This is a genomic window from Mesorhizobium sp. M0816, assembly GCF_040320005.1.
GTDB lineage: Bacteria > Pseudomonadota > Alphaproteobacteria > Rhizobiales > Rhizobiaceae > Mesorhizobium.
Genome location: NZ_JAMYOT010000021.1, coordinates 72,977 through 97,403 on the forward strand (window position 1 = coordinate 72,977; position 24,427 = coordinate 97,403).

21 protein-coding genes are annotated in these 24,427 nt (G+C 63.0%); 11 read left to right on the forward strand and 10 right to left on the reverse strand.

All coding sequences use genetic code 11. The features are described from left to right. Positions 1-2: 2 nt before the first annotated feature. Positions 3-1,013, reverse strand: a complete 1,011-nt coding sequence (locus NKI17_RS26745; protein WP_502894621.1) for an efflux RND transporter periplasmic adaptor subunit — start codon at positions 1,011-1,013, stop codon at positions 3-5. Positions 1,014-1,158: 145 nt separating this feature from the next. Here NKI17_RS26745 and NKI17_RS26750 point away from each other — a divergent pair, with 145 nt between their 5' ends. From NKI17_RS26750 to NKI17_RS26760, 3 genes are all read left to right on the forward strand, one after another. Next, on the forward strand, positions 1,159-1,842 hold the full coding sequence (locus NKI17_RS26750; protein WP_502894622.1) for a TetR/AcrR family transcriptional regulator: 684 nt from the start codon (positions 1,159-1,161) through the stop codon (positions 1,840-1,842). 27 nt (positions 1,843-1,869) lie between these two features. Then, positions 1,870-2,262, forward strand: coding sequence for an MmcQ/YjbR family DNA-binding protein (locus NKI17_RS26755; protein WP_352907022.1), 393 nt, complete (start codon positions 1,870-1,872; stop codon positions 2,260-2,262). Positions 2,263-2,455: 193 nt separating this feature from the next. Next, positions 2,456-3,913: an NCS1 family nucleobase:cation symporter-1 gene (locus NKI17_RS26760; protein ID WP_352907023.1), complete on the forward strand. Its 1,458-nt coding sequence runs from the start codon at positions 2,456-2,458 to the stop codon at positions 3,911-3,913. Positions 3,914-3,943: 30 nt separating this feature from the next. On the opposite strand, the gene NKI17_RS26765 is transcribed toward NKI17_RS26760, so the two are convergent. The 5 genes from NKI17_RS26765 to tpiA all read right to left on the reverse strand — a co-directional run bounded on the left by NKI17_RS26765 (position 3,944) and on the right by tpiA (position 8,976). Next, positions 3,944-4,483 (reverse strand): DUF1697 domain-containing protein, encoded by a 540-nt coding sequence (locus NKI17_RS26765; protein WP_352907024.1) that lies wholly within the window; start codon positions 4,481-4,483, stop codon positions 3,944-3,946. A gap of 11 nt (positions 4,484-4,494) precedes the next feature. Beyond that, positions 4,495-6,123, reverse strand: a complete 1,629-nt coding sequence (gene pyrG, locus NKI17_RS26770; RefSeq protein ID WP_023674960.1) for a CTP synthase — start codon at positions 6,121-6,123, stop codon at positions 4,495-4,497. 148 nt (positions 6,124-6,271) lie between these two features. Continuing rightward, complete coding sequence (locus tag NKI17_RS26775) at positions 6,272-7,393, reverse strand: L,D-transpeptidase (RefSeq protein WP_023674959.1); 1,122 nt, start codon at positions 7,391-7,393, stop codon at positions 6,272-6,274. Positions 7,394-7,592: 199 nt separating this feature from the next. Beyond that, a complete protein-coding gene (secG, locus tag NKI17_RS26780) occupies positions 7,593-8,045 on the reverse strand; it encodes a preprotein translocase subunit SecG (RefSeq protein WP_254817294.1) in 453 nt (150 codons plus the stop codon). A 163-nt stretch (positions 8,046-8,208) separates the two neighbouring features. Then, on the reverse strand, positions 8,209-8,976 hold the full coding sequence (tpiA, locus tag NKI17_RS26785) for a triose-phosphate isomerase (protein WP_023674957.1): 768 nt from the start codon (positions 8,974-8,976) through the stop codon (positions 8,209-8,211). Positions 8,977-9,118: 142 nt separating this feature from the next. On the opposite strand from tpiA, the gene NKI17_RS26790 reads away from it, so the two are divergent. Genes NKI17_RS26790 through NKI17_RS26810 form a run of 5 tightly spaced genes read left to right on the forward strand, consistent with a single transcriptional unit; the run spans position 9,119 to position 14,549 of the window. Further along, positions 9,119-11,011, forward strand: coding sequence for a SurA N-terminal domain-containing protein (locus NKI17_RS26790; RefSeq protein WP_352754760.1), 1,893 nt, complete (start codon positions 9,119-9,121; stop codon positions 11,009-11,011). Beyond that, a complete protein-coding gene (gene trpD / locus NKI17_RS26795; protein WP_352646134.1) occupies positions 11,008-12,018 on the forward strand; it encodes an anthranilate phosphoribosyltransferase in 1,011 nt (336 codons plus the stop codon). Before NKI17_RS26790 ends, trpD begins: the two co-directional genes overlap by 4 nt. A 4-nt stretch (positions 12,019-12,022) precedes the next feature. Continuing rightward, complete coding sequence (gene trpC, locus NKI17_RS26800; RefSeq protein ID WP_352646136.1) at positions 12,023-12,835, forward strand: indole-3-glycerol phosphate synthase TrpC; 813 nt, start codon at positions 12,023-12,025, stop codon at positions 12,833-12,835. 2 nt (positions 12,836-12,837) lie between these two features. Further along, positions 12,838-13,344 (forward strand): cyclic pyranopterin monophosphate synthase MoaC, encoded by a 507-nt coding sequence (gene moaC, locus NKI17_RS26805; RefSeq protein ID WP_352448833.1) that lies wholly within the window; start codon positions 12,838-12,840, stop codon positions 13,342-13,344. Further along, complete coding sequence (locus tag NKI17_RS26810; RefSeq protein ID WP_352568686.1) at positions 13,344-14,549, forward strand: molybdopterin molybdotransferase MoeA; 1,206 nt, start codon at positions 13,344-13,346, stop codon at positions 14,547-14,549. The genes moaC and NKI17_RS26810 overlap by 1 nt, the downstream gene beginning before the upstream one ends. 7 nt (positions 14,550-14,556) lie before the next feature. On the opposite strand, the gene NKI17_RS26815 is transcribed toward NKI17_RS26810, so the two are convergent. Beyond that, on the reverse strand, positions 14,557-15,387 hold the full coding sequence (locus tag NKI17_RS26815) for a hormone-sensitive lipase (RefSeq protein WP_352568687.1): 831 nt from the start codon (positions 15,385-15,387) through the stop codon (positions 14,557-14,559). A 96-nt stretch (positions 15,388-15,483) separates the two neighbouring features. Then, positions 15,484-16,731, reverse strand: coding sequence for a kynureninase (kynU, locus tag NKI17_RS26820; protein WP_352568688.1), 1,248 nt, complete (start codon positions 16,729-16,731; stop codon positions 15,484-15,486). Positions 16,732-17,178: 447 nt separating this feature from the next. Here kynU and lexA point away from each other — a divergent pair, with 447 nt between their 5' ends. Further along, positions 17,179-17,913, forward strand: coding sequence for a transcriptional repressor LexA (gene lexA / locus NKI17_RS26825; protein ID WP_023674949.1), 735 nt, complete (start codon positions 17,179-17,181; stop codon positions 17,911-17,913). Here the strand turns inward: lexA and NKI17_RS26830 are convergent. Further along, positions 17,907-20,372: a ComEC/Rec2 family competence protein gene (locus NKI17_RS26830; protein WP_352568689.1), complete on the reverse strand. Its 2,466-nt coding sequence runs from the start codon at positions 20,370-20,372 to the stop codon at positions 17,907-17,909. The two genes, lexA and NKI17_RS26830, sit on opposite strands and share 7 nt — an antisense overlap. Before the next feature lie 96 nt (positions 20,373-20,468). Here NKI17_RS26830 and gltX point away from each other — a divergent pair, with 96 nt between their 5' ends. Together gltX and gltA are read left to right on the forward strand one after the other, a co-directional pair. Then, positions 20,469-21,890 (forward strand): glutamate--tRNA ligase, encoded by a 1,422-nt coding sequence (gene gltX / locus NKI17_RS26835; protein ID WP_352568690.1) that lies wholly within the window; start codon positions 20,469-20,471, stop codon positions 21,888-21,890. A 179-nt stretch (positions 21,891-22,069) separates the two neighbouring features. Beyond that, complete coding sequence (gltA, locus tag NKI17_RS26840) at positions 22,070-23,398, forward strand: citrate synthase (RefSeq protein ID WP_352568691.1); 1,329 nt, start codon at positions 22,070-22,072, stop codon at positions 23,396-23,398. Between the two features lie 127 nt (positions 23,399-23,525). Here gltA and NKI17_RS26845 read toward each other — a convergent pair. Further along, the coding region (locus NKI17_RS26845) for a lipid-A-disaccharide synthase (RefSeq protein ID WP_352907025.1) at positions 23,526-24,427 on the reverse strand (902 nt) is incomplete at its 5' end.

Below are 24,427 nucleotides of genomic sequence, written 5' to 3' on the forward strand. Positions count from 1 at the left end.
GCCTATCTCTCCTGCGCGGCGGCGATGCTCACGCGCGCACCGTCGCCGAGGTCAGCGGGATAGGGCGAGATGACGCTGGCCTTCTCGTCGATGCCTGACCGTACCTCGACGCCATTGGTGCCGCGAATGCCCGTGCGGATTTCACGGCGCCCGGCCTTGCCGCCTTCGACCATGAACACATTGTTCCCTTCGATCGCGACGGACGGGATCAGCAGCGCGCTTTTCGAGACGCGGATGACGATGTTCACGTCGGTCGACATGCCGATCCGAAGTGGCGTGTCGTCCGGCAGGCGGAAACGAACGCGGTAGGTCTTCGTCACCGGATCGCCCTTGGGCGTGATGCTGTCGACCACCGCTTCCAGATTCTGCCGAGGGAACGCATCGGATTTAAGCAGCGCGCGCTGGCCGATCTCGACCCGTGGAATGTCCTCCTCGTTGACCTCGGCGACCACCAGGAGCGGCTTCGGCTCGCCGACCCAGAACAACACGGCGCCGAGTTCGGCGATCTCACCCACCTCGCCGTCCTGCCTGAGCACGACGCCGGCGCTCGGCGCTCGTAAGACGTAGGTGTCGAGCCGCGCTTTCTGTCCGGCAACCAGCGCTTCGATCTGGCCAAGCTCGCTTTGCGCGCGATCGAGCGCCTGCTGGCTTGCCGCACGCCTTTCGGCAAGCACGGTCAGCCTCCGGAGCTCTTCCTGGGCAAGTGCTTGACGCGCTTCGATCTCGCCAAGCACGGCCCGGGCCTCGCTGTCGTCGAGCTTGGCGAGCACATCGCCTTGTGCAACCCTCGACCCCTCGCAATTACACTGCTCGACGATCCTCTCGCGGACAACGGGAGTCACCTTGGCCCAGGTTCGCGGCTCGACCGAGCCACTCGCGTAAACGATCTCCGCCGCGTCGCCGCGTTGTGGCGTCACGACCGAAACCTTGGCCGGCTGCCACACATACCAAGCGCCGAAAGCAGCAGTCGCCGCGACAAGAACGATGCCGACAGTCCAACGTATCCGTCGCAAGAAGCTCTCCTTCCACCATCGAATGCGAACGTCGGAGCGGTGGCACACATAGCATTAGACCGACCGTCGGTCTATAAAAGTTGCATAAAGAAACGGTTCGTGCTCCTCTTGCCCCCTGTACTTTGCGAGGTTGATTTTGCCCCGAGTGATAAAGCCGCCGGAGATACGATCCGCCGAGCTCCTCGACTGTGCCCAGCGGCTTTTCTTCGAGCATGGCTACGACAATACGACGGTGAACGACATCATCCGCGAGGCCGGCTTGTCGAAGGGTGCGTTCTATCACTACTTCGCGTCGAAGGAGGCCCTGCTGGAGGCGCTCGCCAGACGTCTCGCACGTGACAGCCTTGCCGAGCTGCAACCCCTCCTCGACGACCCGTCACTCGATGGGATTGGCCGGCTCAATGCACTCTTTGCCGGCTCGCGACGGCTGAACGTCGAGCTTGCCCCGCAATTGCGAAAAACGTTCTTCGTCGTGTTCCGGCCCGAGAACCTTGCCCTCTTCCATCGGGTCGACCAGGCGGCCAGGGAACTGGCCGAGCCGATAATCACAAATCTGCTCAGGAAGGGAAGCGAGGAAGGCATTCTCGACGTGCCCGACCCGCAAGCTTTTGCCGAGATGTTCCTGCAACTCCGGCTGACCTTTCGGGACGTGATGCACCGCGCCCTGCTACAGGCCGAACAGGGTAATATCGACGAAGCAGCGCGGCTGCTCGAGGGCCGATTGCGGCTCTACGGCATCGCAATCGACCGGCTTTTGAAGTTGCCCGATGGAACGATAGAAGCCGTGCAGCCCGGTTTTGCCCGGGCTTTTCTCGAAGCCGGACCGTAAGCCGCTGACAGCGATGGAGGAGAGTTGATGAGTAGGAAATCGCGGGCTTCGACCGATGCCGTTCTCAAGGAACTGCGCGCCTTCGGCCTCACCTATCCAGGCGCAGAGACAAAGAGTCCGTGGCCTGGTCACGACGATCTCGCGGTGAAAGGCAAGACCTTTGCTTATTTGAGCCTGGAGGGCGAACCGTTCAGCATCTCCCTCAAACTCCCCTACAGCGGCGACGAGGCGAGAAAGCTCCACTATGCGTCGCCGACGGAGTACGGCCTTGGCAAGAGCGGATGGGTGACATTCGAACCAGCACCGGACGAACTGCCACCGATCGGACAACTGAAGTCATGGCTCGATGAGAGTTATCGCGCACAAGCGCCCAAAAAGCTTGCCGCCCTGATCACGCACAAGGTGGACTCGGGAGCTTAGGTCGAGCGATCGGTGTCACCCCACGAATCGTCGGCGCTACAAGCTCAACGACGCCACGCCGATAAGCGCGTTTCTCATTGAATGACTTTAAGCCCAAAGCCGGCAAATCGTCTGCTTGCCGGTTCCCCTGCGTCAGGCTTAACCTGCGTGCCATGCGTGGAGGCGCGTGCGGTTGCAAGGGGAGGACATAGCAATGACAATACAAGGCGCATCACCGGACCTGTACAATGAGGATCTCGCTCCGGCGAAGGTTCGAAACTGGGGACCGTTCTCGATCTTCAACGTCTGGACGTCGGACGTCCACAGCCTGTGGGGCTACTATCTCGCTGCCAGCCTGTTCCTGTTCTGCGGCGGCTTCGTCAACTTCATCATCGCCATCGGTATCGGTTCGCTGATCATCTATGCGTTGATGAACATGGTCGGCTATGCCGGCGTGAAGACCGGGGTGCCCTACCCGGTCCTGGCGCGTGCCTCCTTCGGCATCTGGGGCGCCAACATACCGGCGCTGGTGCGCGCCATCGTCGCCTGCTTCTGGTACGGCGCGCAGACGGCGGCGGCCTCCGGGGCGATCGTAGCCCTGCTGATCCGCTCGCAATGGTTCGCCGACTTCAACCAGAGCACCCATTTCCTCGGCCACTCCGGGCTCGAGGTGATCTGCTTCGTCATCATCTGGGCGCTGCAGCTCCTGATCATCCAGAAAGGCATGGAAACGGTGCGCCGCTTCCAGGATTGGGCCGGACCGGCGGTGTGGGTGATGATGCTGATCCTGGCGATCTATCTTTGCATCAAGGCAGGCACCTTCGCGTTCACCAGCGACATCCCGATGGATGTGCTGCTGGAAAAGACAAAGGACGCGGGCGTGCCGGGCACGCCGGGCTCCTGGACCTCGCTGTTTGCGGTGGCCGCGATCTGGGTGACCTATTTCTCCGCGCTCTATCTCAACTTCTGCGATTTCGCGCGCTACGCCCCGGACAAGGCATCGCTGCGCAAGGGCAACATCTGGGGCCTGCCGGTCAATCTTATCCTGTTCTCGCTGGTCGCCGGCGTCACCACGATCGCCGCCTTCGACGTCTATGGCGAGGTGCTGCTGCATCCCGACCAGATTTCGGCGAAATTCGACAGCTGGTTCCTGGCGGCGCTCGCAGCCCTGACCTTTGCGGTGGCGACGCTCGGCATCAATGTGGTGGCGAACTTCGTGTCGCCGGCCTTCGACTTCTCCAATGTCTTTCCGCGCCAGATCGACTTCAAGAAGGGCGGCTACATCGCGGCGCTGATCGCGCTGGTGCTCTATCCATTCGCGCCCTGGGAAGGCAGTGCCGCCTCCTTCGTCAACATCATTGGCGCGACGATGGGGCCTATCTTCGGCGTGATGATGGTCGACTATTACCTGATCCGGAAGGGCGAGGTCGACGTCGAGGCGCTCTACAGGGAGAATGGCGAATTCCGCTTTCAGGGCGGCTGGCATGTCAATGCCTTCATCGCCGCCGGTATCGGCGCGGTCTTCTCCTCGATCCTGCCCAACTTCACCAGCCTGCTGCCGTCATGGTGGGGCGTCTATGGCTGGTTCTTCGGCGTGGCAATTGCCGGCGTCATCTACTACGTGCTGCGCACGATGGCACTCGGTGCCGGAGCAAGGATAGCCAAGGCCTGAACAGACTCGGGGCGGCGCGAGCCGCCCCGTCTATTCTGCGACCATCTTGGCCAGGCGGCGCACTGTATTCCAGTTGCGCGAGGTGCCGATGCCGAGACGTTTGTGGCTCACCGCCGCAAGCAGCCGCGAACTCGGCGTCTCGCGCGAAAAGACGATCCAGATGTCGCCGCCCACCGCCTGCAGCTTTTCATTCCTGCCGATATAGGCCCGCAGCGCAGAGACCGCATCAGGGGAAACGGGCGCCCGCATCACGCGCACCGCCACCTGGTCCGCGGCCTCAGCCGATTCGGCTGGGAACGGATTGCCGGCCGCCAGCTTCAGCCAGCCGTCGGCGCGGCGCACGATGATGTCGACGTGGCGGCCGAAAGTCTTTGCGAACGCCGCCTCCAGCCGCTGCTCCAACGCCGCAAGTTCTGTTTCTTGCGCCTCGAAGACCAGATTGCCGGTCGCTACCAGCGTGCGCGGGTTATTCAGACCCAGGCCTTCGGCCATCGCCTTCAGATCGGACATGACGACCCGCCGCCCCTCGCCCAGGACAATGCTGTAGAGCAGCGCGACGTAAGTTTGCATGGGCGGCTAGTCTAGACCAGCCGCGACTGCTCTACCGCCGCCTCGATGAAGCTGGCAAACAGCGGGTGCGGATCGAGCGGCCGGCTTTTCAACTCGGGATGGTACTGCACGCCGATGAACCAGGGGTGGTCGGGATATTCGACCGTTTCCGGTAGCACGCCGTCCGGCGACATGCCGGCAAACACCAGGCCGCAATCCTCGAGCCGCTCCTTGTAGTCGACATTGACCTCGTACCGGTGGCGATGGCGTTCGGAAATCTGGGTATCGCCATAGATCTCGGCGATCTTCGATCCCTTGGCGAGGTCGGCCTGGTAGGCACCGAGCCGCATGGTACCACCAAGGTCGCCGGTTTCCCTGCGCTTTTCCAGCATGTTGCCCTTCAGCCATTCGGTCATCAAGCCGACGACCGGCTCCTCGGTTGGACCGAACTCGGTCGATGATGCGCGCTCGACGCCGGCCAGCGAACGCGCCGCCTCGATGCAGGCCATCTGCATGCCGAAGCAGATGCCGAAATACGGCACCTTGCGCTCGCGCGCGAACTTCGCCGCCAGGATCTTGCCCTCCGAGCCGCGCTCGCCAAAACCGCCGGGGACGAGAATGCCATGGACCTTCTCCAGCCACGGCGCCGGGTCTTCCTTCTCGAATATCTCGCTTTCGATCCAGTCGAGCTTGACCTTGACCCGGTTGGCGAGGCCACCATGCGACAGCGCCTCGATCAGCGATTTGTAGGCGTCCTTGAGGCCGGTATATTTGCCGACGACGGCAATGGTCACTTCGCCTTCCGGATTGTGGATGCGGTTGGACACCGCTTGCCACCGTTCCATGCGCGGCTTCGGCGCCGGATCGATGCCGAAGGCCGCCAGCACTTCCGAATCCAGCCCTTCATTGTGATAGGCCATCGGCACGTCGTAGATATGCGGGACGTCGAGCGCCTGGATGACGGCGCTTTCGCGGACATTGCAGAACAGCGACAGCTTTCTGCGCTCTTCCTTGGGGATCGGCCGATCGGCGCGGACCAGCAGTATGTCGGGTGCAATGCCGATGCCGCGCAACTCCTTGACCGAATGCTGCGTCGGCTTGGTCTTCAGTTCGCCTGCCGTCGGAATGTAAGGCATCAAGGTCAGGTGGACGTAGACGGCGTTGTTGCGCGGCAGGTCGTTGCCGAGCTGGCGGATCGCCTCCAGGAACGGCATCGCTTCGATGTCGCCGACGGTGCCGCCGATCTCGCACAGCACGAAATCGTAGTCGTCATTGCCGTTGAGGACGAAATTCTTGATCTCGTCGGTGACGTGCGGAATGACCTGCACGGTAGCGCCGAGATAGTCGCCGCGCCGCTCGCGCTCGATGATGTTCTTATAGATCCGGCCGGTGGTGATGTTGTCTTGCTGGTTGGCCGAGCGGCCGGTGAAGCGCTCATAATGGCCAAGATCGAGATCGGTCTCGGCCCCGTCATCGGTCACGAAGACTTCGCCGTGCTGATAGGGCGACATCGTGCCGGGATCGACATTGAGATAGGGATCGAGCTTTTTGATGCGTGCGCGATAGCCCCGCGCCTGCAAGAGAGCCCCAAGGGCCGCTGCAGCAATACCTTTTCCAAGTGAGGAAACCACGCCGCCTGTGATGAATACATATCGCGCCATGGGAGTCATCGCTTAACGCGGCCGAATTGATTCCGCCAGAGAAAAAAACCGCCGCGAAGGCTTTTTCCCAAGAAGGCGCTCTGGTCGTTGGCGTATCAAAACAAAAGGGCCGGCGAGGCCGGCCCTTTTGGCACGATCTGTCAAAGCGTCAGATGATGACGACTTTGGTGCCTACTTTCACCCGGCGGTAAAGGTCCATGACGTGCTCGTTGATCATACGGAAGCAGCCATTGGAGGCGCTGGTTCCGATTGACTGCGGCGCGATGGTGCCGTGAATGCGCAGGTGGGTATCCTTCTTGCCGTCGTAAAGATAGATGGCGCGCGCACCGAGCGGATTGTCGCCGCCGCCGGGCATGCCGTCCTTGTACTGGCCATAGTGCTTGGGTTCGCGCTTTTGCATATCCAGCGTCGGAATCCAGCGCGGCCATTCCTGCTTGTCGCCGACGGCAACCGTACCCTTGAACTGCAGGCCTTCCCGGCCGACCGCGATGGCATAACGGCGGGCGGTTGACGATGATTCGACGAGGTAGAGACGACGGGCGCTGGTATCGATGACGATGGTGCCGGGGTTGTAGCCGGTGAATTCGACCTCCTGCGGCACGAATTCCGCCTTGACCTTGAACTGCCGCTTGGCCTGCTTCCTTTCGAGCGCGGCGTCGAGCGCGCGTGTTTCCGGAAGCAGCGACATCGACGAAGTGGATGTGCCGCCGAACAGTCCCGCGAACAGCCCGACGCTCTGCGGCTTCTGCCCGACCGGTTCGCTGCGCAACTCGCCATTGTTGCCGGTCAGCGCAACGTTCATGGCCTCGGCCGGGATCGGCTCGGCCGACTGGATCGGCGCAATGGGCGTAATCGGTTCGATGATGTTGACGGTCTTCTTCTTGGCCGGCGTGGCGTCAGCCACCTTGGCCGTTGCGAGCGGCTGGCTCTTCTTGGCAAGGAACGCCTGCCGTTCCGCATCGGCTTTGGCTTTCGCCGCCTCGCGCATCGCTAGCTTCCTGGCTTCGAGTGCCTTGGCGCGAGCGGCTTCCTTGTCGGCTGCGATCTTGGCTTCGATCTTGCGGATCTGCGCAAGGTCGTCCGGCGTCGGATCTTTCTTCTTCTTGAGAAGCTTCAATTGCGCTGCATCGCTTTTGGCAGCGACCTTGACGACGTCGGTTGTTGTTGCGGCTTTGTGGGCCGAGTTTGCCGTCGGCATGGCCGCGTAAGCGGGCGCACCTAGGCTGAGCACGGCACAAAGGCCGGCAAAAATGAAGCTGCGAAGCTGCATGGGGAAGATCCGATCGTTCAATGCTTGTTGCCCACGGCGTCGCCCGGCGCCCCCCAAGGACGCCGAGAATGCCGCGTGCAACCTATAATCGATTAGCCGGAAGCGCCTCAAGCGTGAGGCGCAGTCGAATCTTCGTGATCGTGCGGCATTTGCCGCGACTGTGTTCAAACGACAACAGATCGCGGCATAAGTTGCCCTATTACTGGTTGGGGACCTGCGGCGTGGCCGGCGCGGTGGCGCCGTTTGTCGCTGGCGGCGTCGCCGGAGCGGTTGCCGGCGGCGTCGTTGCCGCGCCATTGCCGGACGGCGGGGTCGGCGCCGTGGTGCCCGAAGGCGGCGTCGGCGTCGTGGTTCCAGGCAATTGGTTGAGTACGCCCTTGCCTGCTCCGTCCGAGGTCGCCGGCACGCGATCGAGAATGTCGATCGGCTTCTCGCCATAGCGCGCAACGATCGACAGTGTCAGCGAAGTGACGAAGAAAGCGGCAGCCAGGATCGCCGTCGCCCGCGTCAGCGCATTGGCGGCGCCACGCGCGGTCATGAAGCCCGATCCGCCGCCGATGCCGAGGCCGCCGCCTTCGGAGCGCTGCAGCAGCACCACGCCGACAAGCGCGAGCACGACCATGAGGTGGACGACGATCAGTACGGTTTCCATAATTTACCCTGGCAAGGCCTTGTGCGGCCGCTGATTTGGAGGCGGCTCAATACAATGCTTTGACGGCATTTCCAAGCCCGTGGCCGGAATATGGGAAGCAATGCGTCCTTTGCAACGATTTCGGCGCCGGCCGTCCGCTCAAATGCAGCAAGCAGCCCTTGTATCAAGCGATGTTTCGATAGGCTTCCGCGATGCCGAGGAAGTCCGCCGCCTTTAGGCTGGCGCCGCCGACCAGCGCGCCATCGACATTCCTGACGCCGAGCAACTCGACGGCGTTGGACGGCTTGACCGAGCCGCCGTAGAGAATGCGCATCTTGGCCGCCGTATTGCCGAGCTTCCGTGCCAGTTCTTCGCGGATATGCGCATGTGCCTCGGCGACGTCGGCGGCGGTCGGGGTCAAGCCGGTCCCAATCGCCCATATTGGCTCATAGGCAATGACGGTGTTGGAAGCCGTGGCGTTTGGCGGGACCGAGCCAGCGACCTGGCGCGACAGCACGTCGAGCGTGGCTCCTGCTTCTCGTTCGGCTCTTGTCTCACCAATGCAGATGATGGCCACCAGCCCGGCGCGCCATGCGGCGGAGGCCTTGGCCTGGACCAAGGCATCGTCCTCCTTGCGATCGGCGCGGCATTCGGAATGGCCGACGATGACATGGCTGGCACCTGCATCCTTCAGCATCTCGGCCGAAATGCAGCCGGTATAGGCGCCGCTTTCCTCGGTGTGGCAATCCTCTCCGCCGGCCCGCACCGGCGTGCGCGACAGAATCTCGGCGGCGTGCGCAAGCAAGGTCGCCGGCACGCAGACCACCGCTTCGGTCTCGGCGTCGAGCCCACTCATGAAGCCGTTGCCGATCATCCTGAGCTCGTTGAGCGAGGCGCTGGTGCCGTTCATTTTCCAGTTGCCGGCGACGAGCGGGCGGATTCCAGGCGTCATGGGATTTGTTTCTCCGGGCAATTTCCAGCTGGCCCTCACTATCAAAATCAGGCCACAAAGCAATCGACAGTGGGCAGGAAGGGCGCTATTGCGCTTGTTTCAGACTCGGCGCATGCGAAATGCGCAAAAATCGGAAGTACTCATGCTTGGTATGTTGAGAAGCGCGGCGGGGACCTGGGTCGCTAAACTGCTGCTGTCATTGTTGGTGTTGAGCTTCGCCGTCTGGGGCATCTCGGGGCGGCTGATGGGCGGTCTTGCCGGCCATGATGCCGTGATCACGGCCGGAGGCACCAAGGTCTCGATCAACGAATACCGCCTCGCCTACGATCGCCAGCTCAGCGTCATGTCGCAGCAATTCGGCCAGCGCATCAGCCGTGAGCAAGCGACGGCGCTCGGCATCGACAACCAGGTGCTGGCGCAACTCGTGTCGGGCGCTGTCCTCGACGAGCAGGCCCGCAAGCTCGGACTCGGCCTGTCAAAGGACCGGCTCGCCGAACTGACGCGTGAAGACCCGGCGTTCAAAGGGCCTGCCGGAAGCTTCGACAGGAGAACCTTCGAGTACCTGCTTCGGCAGATCGGCATGCGGCCGGAAGACTATTTGAAGAACCGCGCCCAGGTCGCGGTCCGCCAGCAGATCGTCGAGGCGGTTTCGGACGGCCTCAAGGCCCCGGATACATTCTTCAAGGCGGTCGCGCTCTATCGCGGCGAAGATCGCACCATCGACTACCTGACCTTGCCGAAATCGCTTGTCGAGCCGATAGAAGCGCCGTCCGACAGCGCGCTTTCGGCCTATTTCGAGGAAAACAAGAAAACCTACGCTGCGCCCGAATACCGCAAGTTCTTCTATGTCAGGCTCGAACCGGAAGACATCATGGATTTGAGCGCGGTGACCGACCAACAGGTCAGCGACGACTACAATAAGAACAAGGCGCGCTACACCACGCCGGAGATGCGCACCATCGAGCAGCTTGTGTTCAAGACACCTGATGCCGCAAAGGCGGCGCTCGATTCGCTCAGGACCGGCGCGACCTTCGACAAGATCGTCGCTGCCGAAGGCAAGACGCCGGCCGACACGCTGCTCGGCACGCTGGCCAAGGACAAGATCGCCGACAAGGCGGTCGCCGACGCTGCCTTCAAGCTCAATGTCAATGAGGTCAGCCCGGTCGTACAAGGCGCATTTGGTCCCGTTCTGCTGCGCGTCACCGAGATCAAGCCGGAAGTGGTGAAGCCGCTGGCCGAAGTATCCGAGCAGATCCGCAAGGACCTGGCACTGGGCGAGGCAAGCCGCATCTTGCTGGACGTGCACGACAATTACGAGGATACGCGCGCCTCGGGCAGTTCGCTCGCCGAGGCAGCCGCCAAATTGAAGCTGAAGGTCGTCACCATCGATGCCATCGATCGCACCGGCCAACGGCCGGATGGAAGCATCGTCAAAGACCTGCCGGAATCGCCGGCACTCATCAAGGCGGTGTTCGAATCCGAACCCGGAACCGACAATGAAGGCCTCACCACCGCCGATAACGGCTTCGTCTTCTACGACGTGAGCGCGATCACGCCTGCCCGCGACCGCACATTGGACGAAGTCCGCCAGAAGGTCGTGGCCGATTGGACCGCGGCGGAGACCACCAAACGGCTCACCGCAAAAGCACAGGAGCTCGAGAAGCGTCTCAAGGCTGGCGCCACGCTCGAGGTGATCGCCGGTGAGCTCAAACTCGAAAAGCAGACCAAGCGCGGCGTCAAGCGCGATGCGGACGACGTCGATTTCGGCAAGGAAGGCGCCGCCGCGATGTTCGGCGTCGGCGAAGGCGGCACCGGGCTGATCCCCTCGCCTACGGGCGACGGACAGATCCTGTTCAAGGTTGCCGAGGTGTTCGAGCCTGCCGGGGCCGATGCCAGCTCAGTACCCGAGGACGCACAGAAGTCCTTCACCTCCGGCATGTCCGACGACCTGCTCGACCAGTTGGTGGCGCAGTTGCAGACGCAATATGACGTCCGCATCGATCAGACGGCCGTAACCCAAGCCCTGGCCAGATGAGCGCGCTGAAGATCCACATCGCCAAGGTCGCCGCCGGCAGCGCTCTTTCCTTCGAGGAGGCGCGCGAGGCCTTCGACATCATCATGTCCGGCGATGCTACCCCCGGCCAGATCGGCGGCTTCTTGATGGCATTGCGCGTGCGCGGTGAGACCGTCAGCGAGATCGCCGGCGCCGTTGCCACCATGCGCGCCAAGATGCTGCGTGTCGAAGCCCCCGAGGGCGCCATCGACATTGTCGGCACCGGCGGCGACAATTCGCACAGCGTTAACATTTCGACCGCATCCGCTTTCGTCATCGCCGGCAGCGGCGTGCCCGTCGCCAAGCACGGCAATCGCGGACTGTCCTCGCTGACCGGCGCCGCCGATGTGCTGATCGCATTGGGCGTCAAGATCGACATCCCTCCGGAGACGATCGGCCGCTGCATCCACGAGGCCGGCGTTGGCTTCATGTTCGCGCCGGCGCATCACCCGGCGATGAAGCATGTCGGCCCGACCCGGGTCGAGCTCGGAACCCGCACCATCTTCAACCTGCTGGGCCCGCTTTCCAATCCGGCGAGTGTCAGACGGCAGATGGTCGGCGTGTTCCTGCCCGAATGGATCATGCCGGTGGCAGAAACGTTGAAGGAACTTGGTGCCGACCATGCCTGGATCGTCCATGGCGACGGCTATGACGAGATCACCACCACCGGCGAGACACTTGTCGCCGAACTGGCCGGCGGCGAGATCCGCAGCTTTACGCTGACCCCGGAAGCAGTCGGGCTGACGCGTCACACCAAGGACGAGTTGCGCGGCGGCGACGCCGCCCACAACGCCCAGGCACTGCGCGACATGCTGGCCGGCGCAGCCGGCGCCTTTCGCGATACGGTGCTGATGAATGCCGGCGCCGGGCTGGTGGTGGCCGGCAAAGCGACGACCCTCGCCGACGGCATGGTAACGGCGGCGCAGGCCATCGACAGCGGCCGCTCGCTGAAAGTGCTCGACAGGCTGATCGAGATTTCGAACGGTTAAAACCATGTCCGACATCCTGCGCAAGATCGAGGCTTACAAGCGCGACGAGATCGCGGCGGCCAAGGCGCGCGTGTCATTGGCCGAGATCAAGGCACGGGCGACGGATGCCGACGCGCCGCGCGGCTTTCTTTCCGCCCTTGAAGCAAAGCGCAAATCCGGCAGGTTCGCGCTGATTGCCGAAATCAAGAAGGCTAGCCCATCCAAAGGCCTGATCCGCGCCGATTTCGATCCGCCGACGCTGGCCAGGGCCTATGCGAAGGGCGGTGCCGCCTGCCTTTCGGTGCTGACCGACGCACCCTCCTTCCAAGGCGCGCCCGAATTCCTCACCACTGCGCGCGCTGTCGTCGAGCTGCCTGCATTGCGCAAGGATTTCCTGTTCGACCCCTATCAGGTCTACGAGGCCAGGGCATGGGGCGCCGATGCCATCCTGATCATCATGGCCAGCGTCGACGACGCGTTGGCAAGAGAACTCGAAGCGACAGCGTTCGGGCTCGGCATGGACGCGCTGGTCGAAGTGCATGACGAGGCTGAAATGGAACGCGCGCTGCAGCTGTCGTCGCGGCTGATCGGAATCAACAACCGCAATCTCCGGACCTTCGAAACCAGCCTACAGACCTCGGAGCGGCTGGTAGCGATGGTGCAGGCCGACCGCCATCTGGTCAGCGAGAGCGGTATCTTTTCGCACGACGATTGCCGCCGGCTGGAGCAGAGCGGCATTGCGACTTTCCTGGTCGGCGAGAGCCTGATGCGCCAGCAGGACGTGGCCGCGGCAACGCGCCTGCTGTTGACGGGCAAGGCGCCGGCAGAGGCCGTTTGAGGATGGCGGCCGCCCTCACTCATCTTGGCGCGCAGGGCGAAGCCAACATGGTCGATGTCGGCGACAAGGCTGAGACGGTGCGCACGGCAGTCGCAGAAGGTTTTGTCGCGATGCGGCCCGAGACGCTGGACATGATCCTCGCCGGCGACGCCAAGAAGGGCGACGTGCTGGGCACAGCGCGCATTGCCGGCATCATGGCGGCCAAGAAGACGCATGAACTGATCCCGCTTTGCCATCCGCTGCTGCTGACCAGGATATCTGTCGATATCGAGGCGGACGCCGCGCTGCCCGGCCTGAAGGTGACAGCATTGACCCGCGTCACCGGCAAGACCGGCGTTGAGATGGAGGCTCTGAGTGCCGTCTCGGTCGCTTGCCTGACCATCTACGACATGGCCAAGGCGGTCGACCGCGCCATGGTCATCTCCGGCATCAGGCTGGTTGAAAAGACCGGCGGCAAATCCGGCGACTACAAGATCACCGGAGACGGGGCCACCGAGGCAGGCCGATAATGGCGCTGGTCCCAGTTGCCGAGGCGCTCGAGCGCCTGCTGGACGGCGCAGCAGCGCTGCCGGGCGAACGCGTCGCACTGCTGGATGCCGCCGACCGCGTGCTGGTGGAGCCGGTTGTGGCGCTCCGCACCCAGCCGCCGTTCAACGCCTCCGCCATGGACGGCTATGCCGTGCGGGCGGCCGATATCGCGTCCGTACCGGCAAGGCTTTCGGTGGTCGGCATGGCGCCGGCCGGACGCGGCTTTGCCGGAACGGTGCAGCAGCGGCAGGCCGTGCGCATCTTTACCGGCGCGCCGCTTCCCGAAGGCGCCGACACTATCGTCATCCAGGAGAACGTCCGCGATCTCGGTGGCGGCAGCGTCGAAGTGACGGAACCGACGGTGCAGGGGCGCAACATCCGCCGCCTCGGGCTCGATTTCGCCAAGAGCGATGTCCTGCTGCCCAAAGGCCGCCTGCTCGACCCGGCGGCCTTGTCGCTGGCGGCATCGGCCAATCACCCCGAGGTGCGCGTGGTCAAACGGCCGCTGGTCGCCATCATCGCCACCGGCGACGAATTGCTGCCGCCGGGCAGCGATGTTGGCCCCGACCAGATCATCTCCTCCAACGCCTATGGTGTCGCCGCTGCCGCACAGTCGGTCGGTGCGCGCGCGCTCGACCTTGGCATCGCGCCGGACCGCAGGGAGGCGATCGCTGCGCTGGTTGAAAAGGCCGTGAAGGCTGGCGCGAACGTCATCGTCACGCTGGGCGGTGCCTCGGTCGGTGACCACGACTTCGTCCATGACGTGCTGACCGGGCAAGGCATGACGCTCGATTTCTGGAAGATCGCCATGCGGCCGGGCAAGCCACTGATGTTCGGGCGGCTGGGAGACATTCGCTGCATCGGCCTGCCCGGCAATCCGGTGGCAAGCCTGGTCTGCACTCAGCTCTTCCTGAAGCCGCTGCTGGCGCGGCTCGGTGGCCGCGCCTTTCAGCAGGATATACGTCGGGCACGGCTCGGTGCTGCCATGCCGGCCAACGATCTCAGGCAAGATTATGTGCGGGCTGTTGTCATAGATGACACCGGTACGCTCGTGGCGACGCCGTTCGGCATCCAGGACTCCTCGATGCTGAAAATGCTGGCCGATGCCAACGGGCTGATCGTTCGCGCGCCGTTCGCTCCTGCCGCGGCGGCGGGCTCCCCCTGCGACGTACTGATGCTACGCTGAACCTGCCTCACTCCGAAATCAAGGTCCGGGTCAGCGGATGGTCTGGATCGGCCAAACCGTCGATGATGTTGAAATGATGCCGGTCAGGCTCGACCACCGAGCTGGTCGCGGTACCCAGGCCGATCCAGATGTTGGCCAGCAACGCGCTCTGACGCAGGAATTCGGCGCGCTCGCCGCCGCCGGCCCAGCAGGTCAGGCGGGCCTTGTCCATCGGGCGCAGCAGCACCGGACTTTCGGCCTGCGCCTCGGCCTCATCGATCGCCAGCGTCTCGTTCATGCCGGTGCGCATGATCGGGCGCAAATCGTGCACCCCCGAGATCGACACCACGTGACGAACGCGCCGGACCACTTCGGGCGCCAGCGGCGTCGTCGCCGTAACCATCCGGCTAACAAGATGGCCGCCGGCCGAGTGTCCGGTCAGCATCAGCGGCCCTGGAACCATCGCCGCCGCCTTGCCGATCGCCGCGCCGACTTCCTTGACGATGCCGCCAATGCGTATCTGCGGACAGAGCGTGTAGGACGGCATCGCCACCGCATAGCCGCGATCAACAGGGCCAGTGGCAAGATGCGACCAGAAACTCTTGTCGAATGCCATCCAGTAGCCGCCATGAACGAACACCACGAGTCCCTTGGGCTTGATGGCCGGCAGGAAAAGATCGAGCCGGTTGCGTGGGTTGTCGCCATAGGCCATGTCGAGCCGCGCCCTGCCCTCGGTCGAAAGCACGTCGCGGAAAACCCGCGCGGGCTCGATCCAGGCCGCCGGCCAGCGATCGCTGCCGGCTATGTTGGCGCCGTTGGCATAGGCGTTGTCCCAATCGGCAATGTGACGTTCGAACACCCTGCGCCCTCCCTGGCAATATAGCCTTGCAACGTAGCCGTGAGCATCGCGCGGCGCGTCGTCGCCAGCCTCACGATTCCAGCTCTCGCATCAATCTCAAGTGACAGCCGCCTTGATGGCGAAGCGCGCTTCCTTCCACGCACCGGTGCGCAGGATGTCCTCAAGCACTTCGACGGCCTGCCAGACATCGGCATAGCCGACATAGAGCGGGGTGAAGCCGAAGCGCATGGTCGATGGCGCGCGAAAATCGCCGATCACGCCACGTTCGATCAGCGCGCGCATGACCTGGTAGCCATGCTCATGCATGAATGAAATCTGGCTGCCGCGTTTTTCCCCATCGCGCGTGCTTTCGAGCGTGAGCCCGTAAGTGCCGCACTTTGCCTCGACAAGCTCGATGAACAGATCCGCCAGTGCGATGCTCTTCTTGCGCACCGCCGTCATGTCGACATCGTTCCAGATGTCGAGCGCGCCCTTCAGCGTGCGCATCGACAGGACCGGCTGCGTGCCGCACAGAAACCGGCGGATGCCGGTGCCGGCCGCATAGCCTGGCTCGAAGGCGAAGGGCCGTGCATGGCCCCACCAGCCGGTGAGCGGCTGCTGGATGTCGGAAAGATGCCGCTCAGCCGCATAGATGAAGGCAGGCGCGCCCGGGCCGCCATTCAGATATTTGTAGGTGCAGCCAACGGCAAAATCGGCGTTTGCCTTGTCGAGTTCGACTGGCATCGCGCCGGCGGTGTGGCAGAGATCCCAGACGATCATCGCCCCGGCTTCCTGAGCCCTGCGCGTCAGCGCCGGCATGTCGCGCAGTTCGCCCGACTTATAGTTGACGTGGTTGACCAGCACCACGGCGGTGCGTTCGTCGATCAGCTCTTCGATGGTCGGCGCGTCGACCCCCGAGAGGCGCAGCAGCGTATCTTTTCGCGTCGAAACCACACCCTCGGCCATGTAGAGGTCCGTCGGAAAACTATCGCCCTCGGCGACGATGACCTGCCGCTCCGGTCGCATGGCCATGGCGGCGTGCAGCAGCTTGTAGATGTTGACCGATGTCGTGTCGCAGACCACCGTCTGGCCGGCCGCGGCACCGATCAGGCGCCCGAGCTGGTCGCCAAGTTCAAGCGGCATGTTGAACCAGCCGGCCGTGTTCCATGCGCGGATGAGATCATGCGACCATTCTTCGGTCGCGGCCTTGTGCAGTTCATCGAAAGCGGCACGTGAAGCAGCTCCTAGCGAATTGCCGTCGAGATAGATCACTCCTTGCGGCAACACAAAGCGGTCGCGCATCGCGCGCAACGGATCCGCGGCATCCATCGCCTTTATGGCCACGAGATCGGGAATTCCTGTCATGATTTGTCTGCTCCCCCAAGATCCAACGCAACGCCGGACACGCATCGACTGTTCTTCCATTACCTGGTTGCGCGCAGCAAGGCTCCACCGGCGAGAAGCAGCCTGACCAGGCGGTGGAAACCGGGACTTAACCCGAGGTTGGCGTTTTGAATTCGTTTCGTTCACGGTGCATTGACCAAACCGCACAGTCGATACGGGTTCAATTCCGTGCCTTTTGCCGACCGACGGCCGATGCCAGTGCCGCCTTCTAGGAGGCCAGAAGGGCGCAAACGAAAGCAGAATCAAGGCGATGAGGCTCGCGGCGGTGAAAATGCGGTACGCCGGTAGGGGACGTCGTTTGTTTCCCGAGCCTTAACGCATTCATTAAACTTTAAACAGTTGCGGAACACAACTGGAACAGATAGTGTTTGTTCTGGGTTTGTTTTTCTGATTCTGTTGGGGGTCGCTATGCTGACACGCAAACAACACGAACTGCTTATGTTCATCCACGAAAGGTTGAAGGAAAGCGGTATCCCGCCTTCATTCGACGAGATGAAGGAAGCGCTCGATCTGGCTTCCAAATCCGGAATCCACCGGCTGATTACGGCGCTGGAGGAGCGCGGCTTCATTCGCCGTTTGCCCAACCGGGCCCGTGCGCTGGAGGTGCTACGCCTGCCTGACTCGATCGCCCCCGGCCTCAATGCGGCACGCAAGTTCTCGCCGAGTGTCATCCAGGGCAGCCTTGGGCAAGGCGCCCCTCGGCAGGGCAAGCCGACATCGTCGCGTGTCCCTGCAGCCGGCAATGACGACGATGTCGTCGCCGCCGTTTCGATCCCGGTAATGGGCCGCATCGCGGCCGGTGTGCCGATCGATGCCATCCAGCACCAGACGCATTCGATTTCGGTGCCGCCGGATATGATCATGGGCGGCGAGCATTATGCGCTCGAGGTCAAAGGCGATTCGATGATCGAGGCTGGCATTTTCGACGGCGACACGGTGATCATCCGCAATGCCGATACGGCGAGCCCCGGTGAGATCGTGGTGGCACTGGTCGACGAGGAGGAAGCGACGCTGAAGCGGTTCCGCCGCAAGGGCGCCTCGATCGCCCTGGAAGCCGCCAATCCGGCCTACGAGACGCGCATCTTCGGACCAGACAGGGTCAAGGTGCAGGGCAAGCTCGTCGGACTGATCCGCCGCTACTGAGCTCCGCCCTTGGCGCCGGCTTTGGGGTTGTCGGCCCTGCGGTATGGCGGCAGGCCCCGTGCCGCGCGTGAAAATTTCCGCTGCACGTGCCAGGGCCGGTATGATTTTTCGACGGCGAAGCGGATCTCGGCGCGTGTTGCCGCTTGTGGATCGAAATAGACGGCGGCACTTCCCGCGCGCGCCAGTTGCCGTTTGGTGACGACGAGGACCAGCCGGTCGTAGTAGCAGGGGTTATGGGCGGTGGCGTCGTCGATGACGATCAAGCTGGCAAAGGCGCAGGCTGGCCGCGCAGTATCGCGGTCCTTGGCTTGCGCGATGATCGCGCCGGATGGATGCCTGGCAAGGCAGAGGCCGTCCGTGCAAATGAACGGCATGCCCGGCGGTAGGTCGGCCGGATCGGCAATGTCGAATTGCGGGTCGTTCTTTCCAGGCGTTTCCGGCGCGACGATGGCCTCTGATGTGAGCGCGCGTTTCCAGTTGTCGATGGTGAACTCATTCGGGCGTGCCCGGTTGACCGCGAGTTCACCGCTGCCGATCGGCAGCGCGACCAGCCGCGCGTCCTCCGAGACCAATACGTCGGGTATGCGTGTCTGCGTTGTCGTCAGCAAGCCGGCGAGCGCAAAAGGAAGTGCCGCCAGCCGCAACCAGGTCGTCGCCATGCTGGCAATGACGAGGGCGATCGTCACCAGAAGGACGGATCTCAGCGAAATCAGCCCGACCGCATCGATCGGCGAGCGCTCCGAGATCCACCCGGACAGGGCGATCATCGCCGTCAGCCCCTTGCCCATGACATAGAGGAAAGGGCCATCCGCACCGAACGGCATCGCCAGCGCGCTGAGAACGGCGAAGGGCATGACGACCAGTGAGACGATGGGCATGATGGCCAGATTGGCGAACAGGCTGAGCGGCGCCACGCGCTGGAAATGCCATATGGCGAAAAGCGCCGTGGCGCTCCCTGCAATGATCGAGGTCATCGCCAGACCGCACATGCCCAACAGGACCTTTCGAGTGGCAAAGCGTAGCGGCGACCGCCGCGGTGGCGGCGTGGTGGCCCTGCCGGCGCGGTAATCGGACCAGCCTGCATAGGCGCCGACAAGGGCCGCCGTCGCGGCGAAGGACATCTGGAAACTCGGACCGACCACCTCGTGCGGCGACACCAGGATGACCGCGATGGCCGAGATCGCCAGGTTGCGCATGGTGAGCGCGGCCCGGTCGAACAGCACGGCGATAAGCATCACCGCCAGCATGATGAAGCTGCGTTCGGCCGCAACGACAATGCCGGAAAAGACGAGGTAGGCCGCAATCGAAAAAAGCGCGGCGGCCGCGGCATATTTCTTGACCGGCCGTCGCGATGAGAAATCGGGAAACAGCGCAAAGGCACCCCGCAGCAGCGCCATGATGGTGCCGGCGACCAACGCCATATGCAGCCCCGAGATGGAGATGATGTGGTAGATGCCGGTGCGCCGCATCGCTTCGTTGATCTCCTCGGGAATGCCGGCGCGCACGCCGACGATCAGCGCAGCAGCAATCTCGCCCTCGGCACCGCCGATGCGGCTGCGGATATGGTCGGCGATCGATTCGCGCGCGTCTTCGATCGCGGAAGAAAGCTGCGCGGCAAGCGGCATGCTGCCCGACGACACGACTTTCGGATTGCCGAGAAAAAAGCCGCTGCCGCCGATACCGGCGAAATAGCTGTCGAAGGAGAAATCATAGCTGTCGGGCCGCACCGGGCCGGTCGGCGGCAGCAGCCGCACATAGCCGGTGATCTCGGAACCGGCGGTCAGCTCAGCCGGTATCTTCATCGCCGAAACGCGGACCCGTTCCGGCATGTAGCGCAGTGTCGGCCTGGCCGTTGAGATCACATCGATTGTCAGCCTGATGCGGCCGCTCGCCATGGGCTCGTACGATACGACGCGACCCGTCAGCCGCGTCGAGATTTCGGAGCCGAGCATATGCGTTCCGACACGCCATGTCTCGAACTTGGCGGCAAGTACGCCAAGCGCGCAGAGCAGCGCCACCATGAAGCACAGGCGCGTCCTGGGCCATGACCGCGAGACGACGGCACAAAGGGCCGCGAGGAGCGCGATTGCGATCGGCTGTGGAAAGGCCGGCTCCACCGACAGCCCGAAATATACGACCACCCCGCATGCGAGGAACACCGGCACCAGCAGGAAGGCGATGCCGCGGTCGAGTTCCAGGCCGGCTGCCGAGGTTACGCTGTTGCGGATACGGGACGGTGACGGGAGGCGGAAACGCCTAGGCAGGCGTACGATGGGCTCGCCCGCGGGCACGAGAACCGTTGCTGGGTCGCTGGCCGGCAGCGACGGAGCATCGAAGCGCGGAGCGGGTAGCAATGCCGGTGCCGGCAGGACAGGCGGGGGTGCGGCAAACAGCAAGCGTTCGCTGACGCCGCTGCCAACGTCCTCGCCCTCGCCCGCACCACGGCCTCGCACAGCCATCGGGTCTGCCCCTTGCGCCCTCGACCTCCTATGCTACATGAACGCGCAACGCGCGAAAGTCCGCAAACCCACTTCCTTCGCCCGCCTGAGAGTTCCATGCCCGATAAGGTCGTCACCCGTTTTGCCCCCTCGCCCACCGGCTATCTGCACATTGGCGGCGCGCGCACGGCGCTGTTCAACTGGCTGTATGCCAAGCACACAGGCGGCACGATGCTGCTGCGCATCGAGGACACCGACCGCGAGCGCTCCACCGATGCGGCAAGCGCGGCCATTCTCGACGGGCTTTCCTGGCTTGGCCTGACATGGGACGGCGAGCCGGTGTCGCAGTTCGAGCGTGCGCCGCGCCATCGCGAGGTGGCCGAGGAACTCGTTCGTATGGGCAAGGCCTATTATTGTTATGCGACGCCTGCCGAGCTAGAGGCAATGCGCGAGAGCGCACGGGCCAAGGGGCTGCCTCCCCGCTATGATGGACGCTGGCGCGACCGCGACCCGTCGGAGGCGCCGCCCGGCGCCAAGGGGGCGATCCGCATCAAGGCGCCGACAGACGGCGAGACGGTGGTGCATGACCGCGTCCAGGGCGACGTGCGCTTTCCCAACAAGGATCTCGACGATTTCATTATTCTGCGCTCGGACGGCAATCCCACCTACATGCATGCCGTCGTCGTCGACGATCACGACATGGGCATCACCCACATCATCCGCGGCGACGATCATTTGACCAACGCCGCACGCCAGACCGTAATCTATCAGGCCATGGGCTGGGAGGTGCCGTCGATGTCGCATATCCCGCTGATCCACGGTGCCGACGGCGCCAAGCTGTCGAAGCGGCACGGTGCGCTTGGCGTCGAAGCCTATCGCGCCATGGGCTACCTGCCGGAGGCGCTGCTCAACTATCTGGCGAGGCTTGGCTGGAGCCACGGCGACGATGAGATCATGTCGATCGCCGACATGATTGCATGGTTCGACATTGGCGACGTCAACAAGGGCGCCGCCCGTTTCGACTTCGCCAAGCTCGAGGCGCTTAACGGCGTGCATATGCGCCGGATGAACGACGCGGCGCTGCTCGACATCTTCATCGCCACTCTGCCCTATCTTGAAGGCGGCCCGGCAATCGCGGCGCGCCTCGACGACAGACGCAGGGCGCAACTGCTTGCCGCTTTGCCGGGCCTGAAGGAGCGCGCCAAGACGCTGGTCGAACTTGTTGAAGGGGCTGCATTCCTTTTCGTCGAGCGGCCGCTGCCGGTCGACGAGAAGGCGGCGGCGCTGCTCAGCGGTGAGGCGCGCGCGATCCTGCGGGGCGCTCATGCGGCACTAGCCACGGTTTCGGAGTGGTCTGCCGCCTCAGCCGAAGCCGCGATCCGCGACTATGCGCAGGCCGCCAGCCATAAACTCGGCGCCGTGGCCCAACCTTTGCGCGCCGCGCTCACCGGCAAAAGTACCTCGCCAGGTGTCTTCGATGTGCTGGCCGTGCTTGGCCGCGAGGAAAGCCTGGCGCGGATCGCTGATCAAATCGATTAGCAAACTGGCCCAAGAAGATTGGCATTGAAAGGTGTGTTTCGCAGTGCAACATTGGGTCTTGGCCTAATCTGCCGCGCAGATTTAATTGCGGGCGCAAATGTGCGTATTCCGATGTTTTTGACGTGTTGGGTTCAGATATTTTGCCTTTGCCGGCCTGAGGAAACAAAAAGGAGTTTGCTATGACCGAACCTGCGACAAAAATGGAATTTGGCGGCAAAACCCAGGCATCGACGGCCAAACTGGAACTCGGCGGCAAAATCCATGAATTCAAGATACGAAGTGGTTCGGTAGGACCTGACGTCATCGACATCGGTTCGCTCTACAACACCGCCGGCGTCTTTACCTACGATCCCGGTTTTACGTCGACGGCGAGCTGCGAATCGGAAATCACCTTCATCGATGGCGATGCCGGCATTCTTTTGCACCGCGGCTACCCGATCGACCAATTGGCCGAGCACGGCGACTTCCTCGAAGTCTGCTATCTCTTGCTCTATGGTGAACTCCCGACCAAGGCGCAGAAGGACGATTTCGACTACCGGGTGACGCGCCACACCATGGTGCATGAGCAGATGTCGCGCTTTTTCACCGGCTTCCGCCGTGATGCGCATCCGATGGCGGTGATGTGCGGCGTGGTCGGCGCGCTGTCGGCCTTCTATCACGATTCCACCGATATCTCGGACCCCTATCAACGCATGGTCGCGTCAATGCGGCTGATCGCCAAGATGCCGACGATCGCGGCGATGGCCTATAAATACCACATCGGCCAGCCATTCATTTACCCGAAGAACGAGCTGAATTTCGCAGCCAATTTCCTGCATATGTGCTTCGCCGTGCCTTGCGAGGAATACAAGATCAATCCGGTGCTGGCCCGCGCGATGGAGCGCATCTTCATCCTGCACGCCGATCACGAACAGAACGCCTCGACTTCGACCGTCCGCCTGGCCGGCTCGTCGGGCGCCAATCCTTTTGCCTGTATCGCTGCCGGCATCGCCTGCCTGTGGGGTCCCGCACATGGCGGCGCCAACGAGGCAGCCCTGAACATGCTGGGCGAGATCGGTCATGTCGATCACATCCCGGAATTCATTGCGCGCGCCAAGGATAAGAACGATCCGTTCCGATTGATGGGATTTGGCCACCGCGTTTACAAGAATTACGATCCGCGCGCCAAGATCATGCAGAAGACCGCGCACGAGGTCCTGGGCGAGCTCGGCATCAAGGACGATCCACTGCTCGACATCGCCATGGAGCTGGAAAGGATCGCACTGACCGATTCCTATTTCATCGAGAAGAAGCTCTATCCGAACGTCGATTTCTATTCCGGCATCACGCTGAAGGCGCTGGGCTTTCCCACCACCATGTTCACCGTGCTGTTCGCGGTCGCCCGCACCGTCGGCTGGATCGCGCAGTGGAAGGAGATGATCGAGGACCCGCACCAGAAGATCGGTCGCCCGCGCCAGCTCTATACCGGCGCGCCGGAACGGGACTACGTGCCAATCGCGAAGCGGTGAAGGTGGTGAATGGTGAATGGTGAATGGTGAATGGTGAATGGTGAATGGTGAATGGTGAATGGGAGTAGCGAAGCGTCGCTCCCTGTCCATAGAAACCACTATTCACAATTCACTATTCACAATTCACTCACTTCCTCACCATCCCCATCACCACACCCGCGGCTATCTCGCCTGACGGCTCGTCGGTTGCCATACGCCTGGCGATTTCGGCAAAACCGTCCTTCTGCCAGGTGCGGTAGGCGGTATCGGAGAACAGCGCTTCCAACTGCCGCGCCAGATAATGCGGCCGCACATATTGATTGTAGTGTTCCGGCACAACCGGCCGGTCGGCAATGAGATTGGGCAAGGCTGCGCTCCATACTTTGATCAGCGGCTGCGCCATGCGCATGACCGGATCGAGCCGGTAGCAGGAGATCATCGGCACACTCGCCAGTGCCAGTTCCAGCGATACTGTCCCCGATGCGATCAGCGCCGCATCGGCCTTGCCGAAGGCCTGCCATTTGCGTTCGGCATCGAGTATGATCTCCGGCTTCTCGTCCCAGCTCGCGACCGAGGTTCTGACCAGATCGGCGACGTGCGGCACCGTCGGCAACAGCAGGCGCAAGCGGTGCCCGCGCGCCCGCAGGATCGACACCGTCTCGCCGAACGGCCCGACCATGCGCCGCACCTCACCACGACGCGAACCAGGCAGTACAAGCAACGTTTTGACGTGATCTGCGGACAGGTCACGCGGCTGCGCCTGCGCCCTGGCGGCACTGATTATGCCCGGATCGTGTGCAAGACGATGCCCGACATAGGTGCCGGGCGGCCCGCCCAGGCGAGCGAGTTCCTTCACCTCGAACGGCAGGATGCAAAGAATGTGATCGACATATGGCTTCATCGCCGCCGCCCTGCCCGGCCGCCAAGCCCACACGCTCGGGCAGACATAATGGATAATCGGGATAGTCGGATCGGCGGCACGCACCTTCTTGGCGACGCGCAGCGAGAAATCCGGACTGTCGATGGTGATAAGGCAATCGGGCTTTTCAC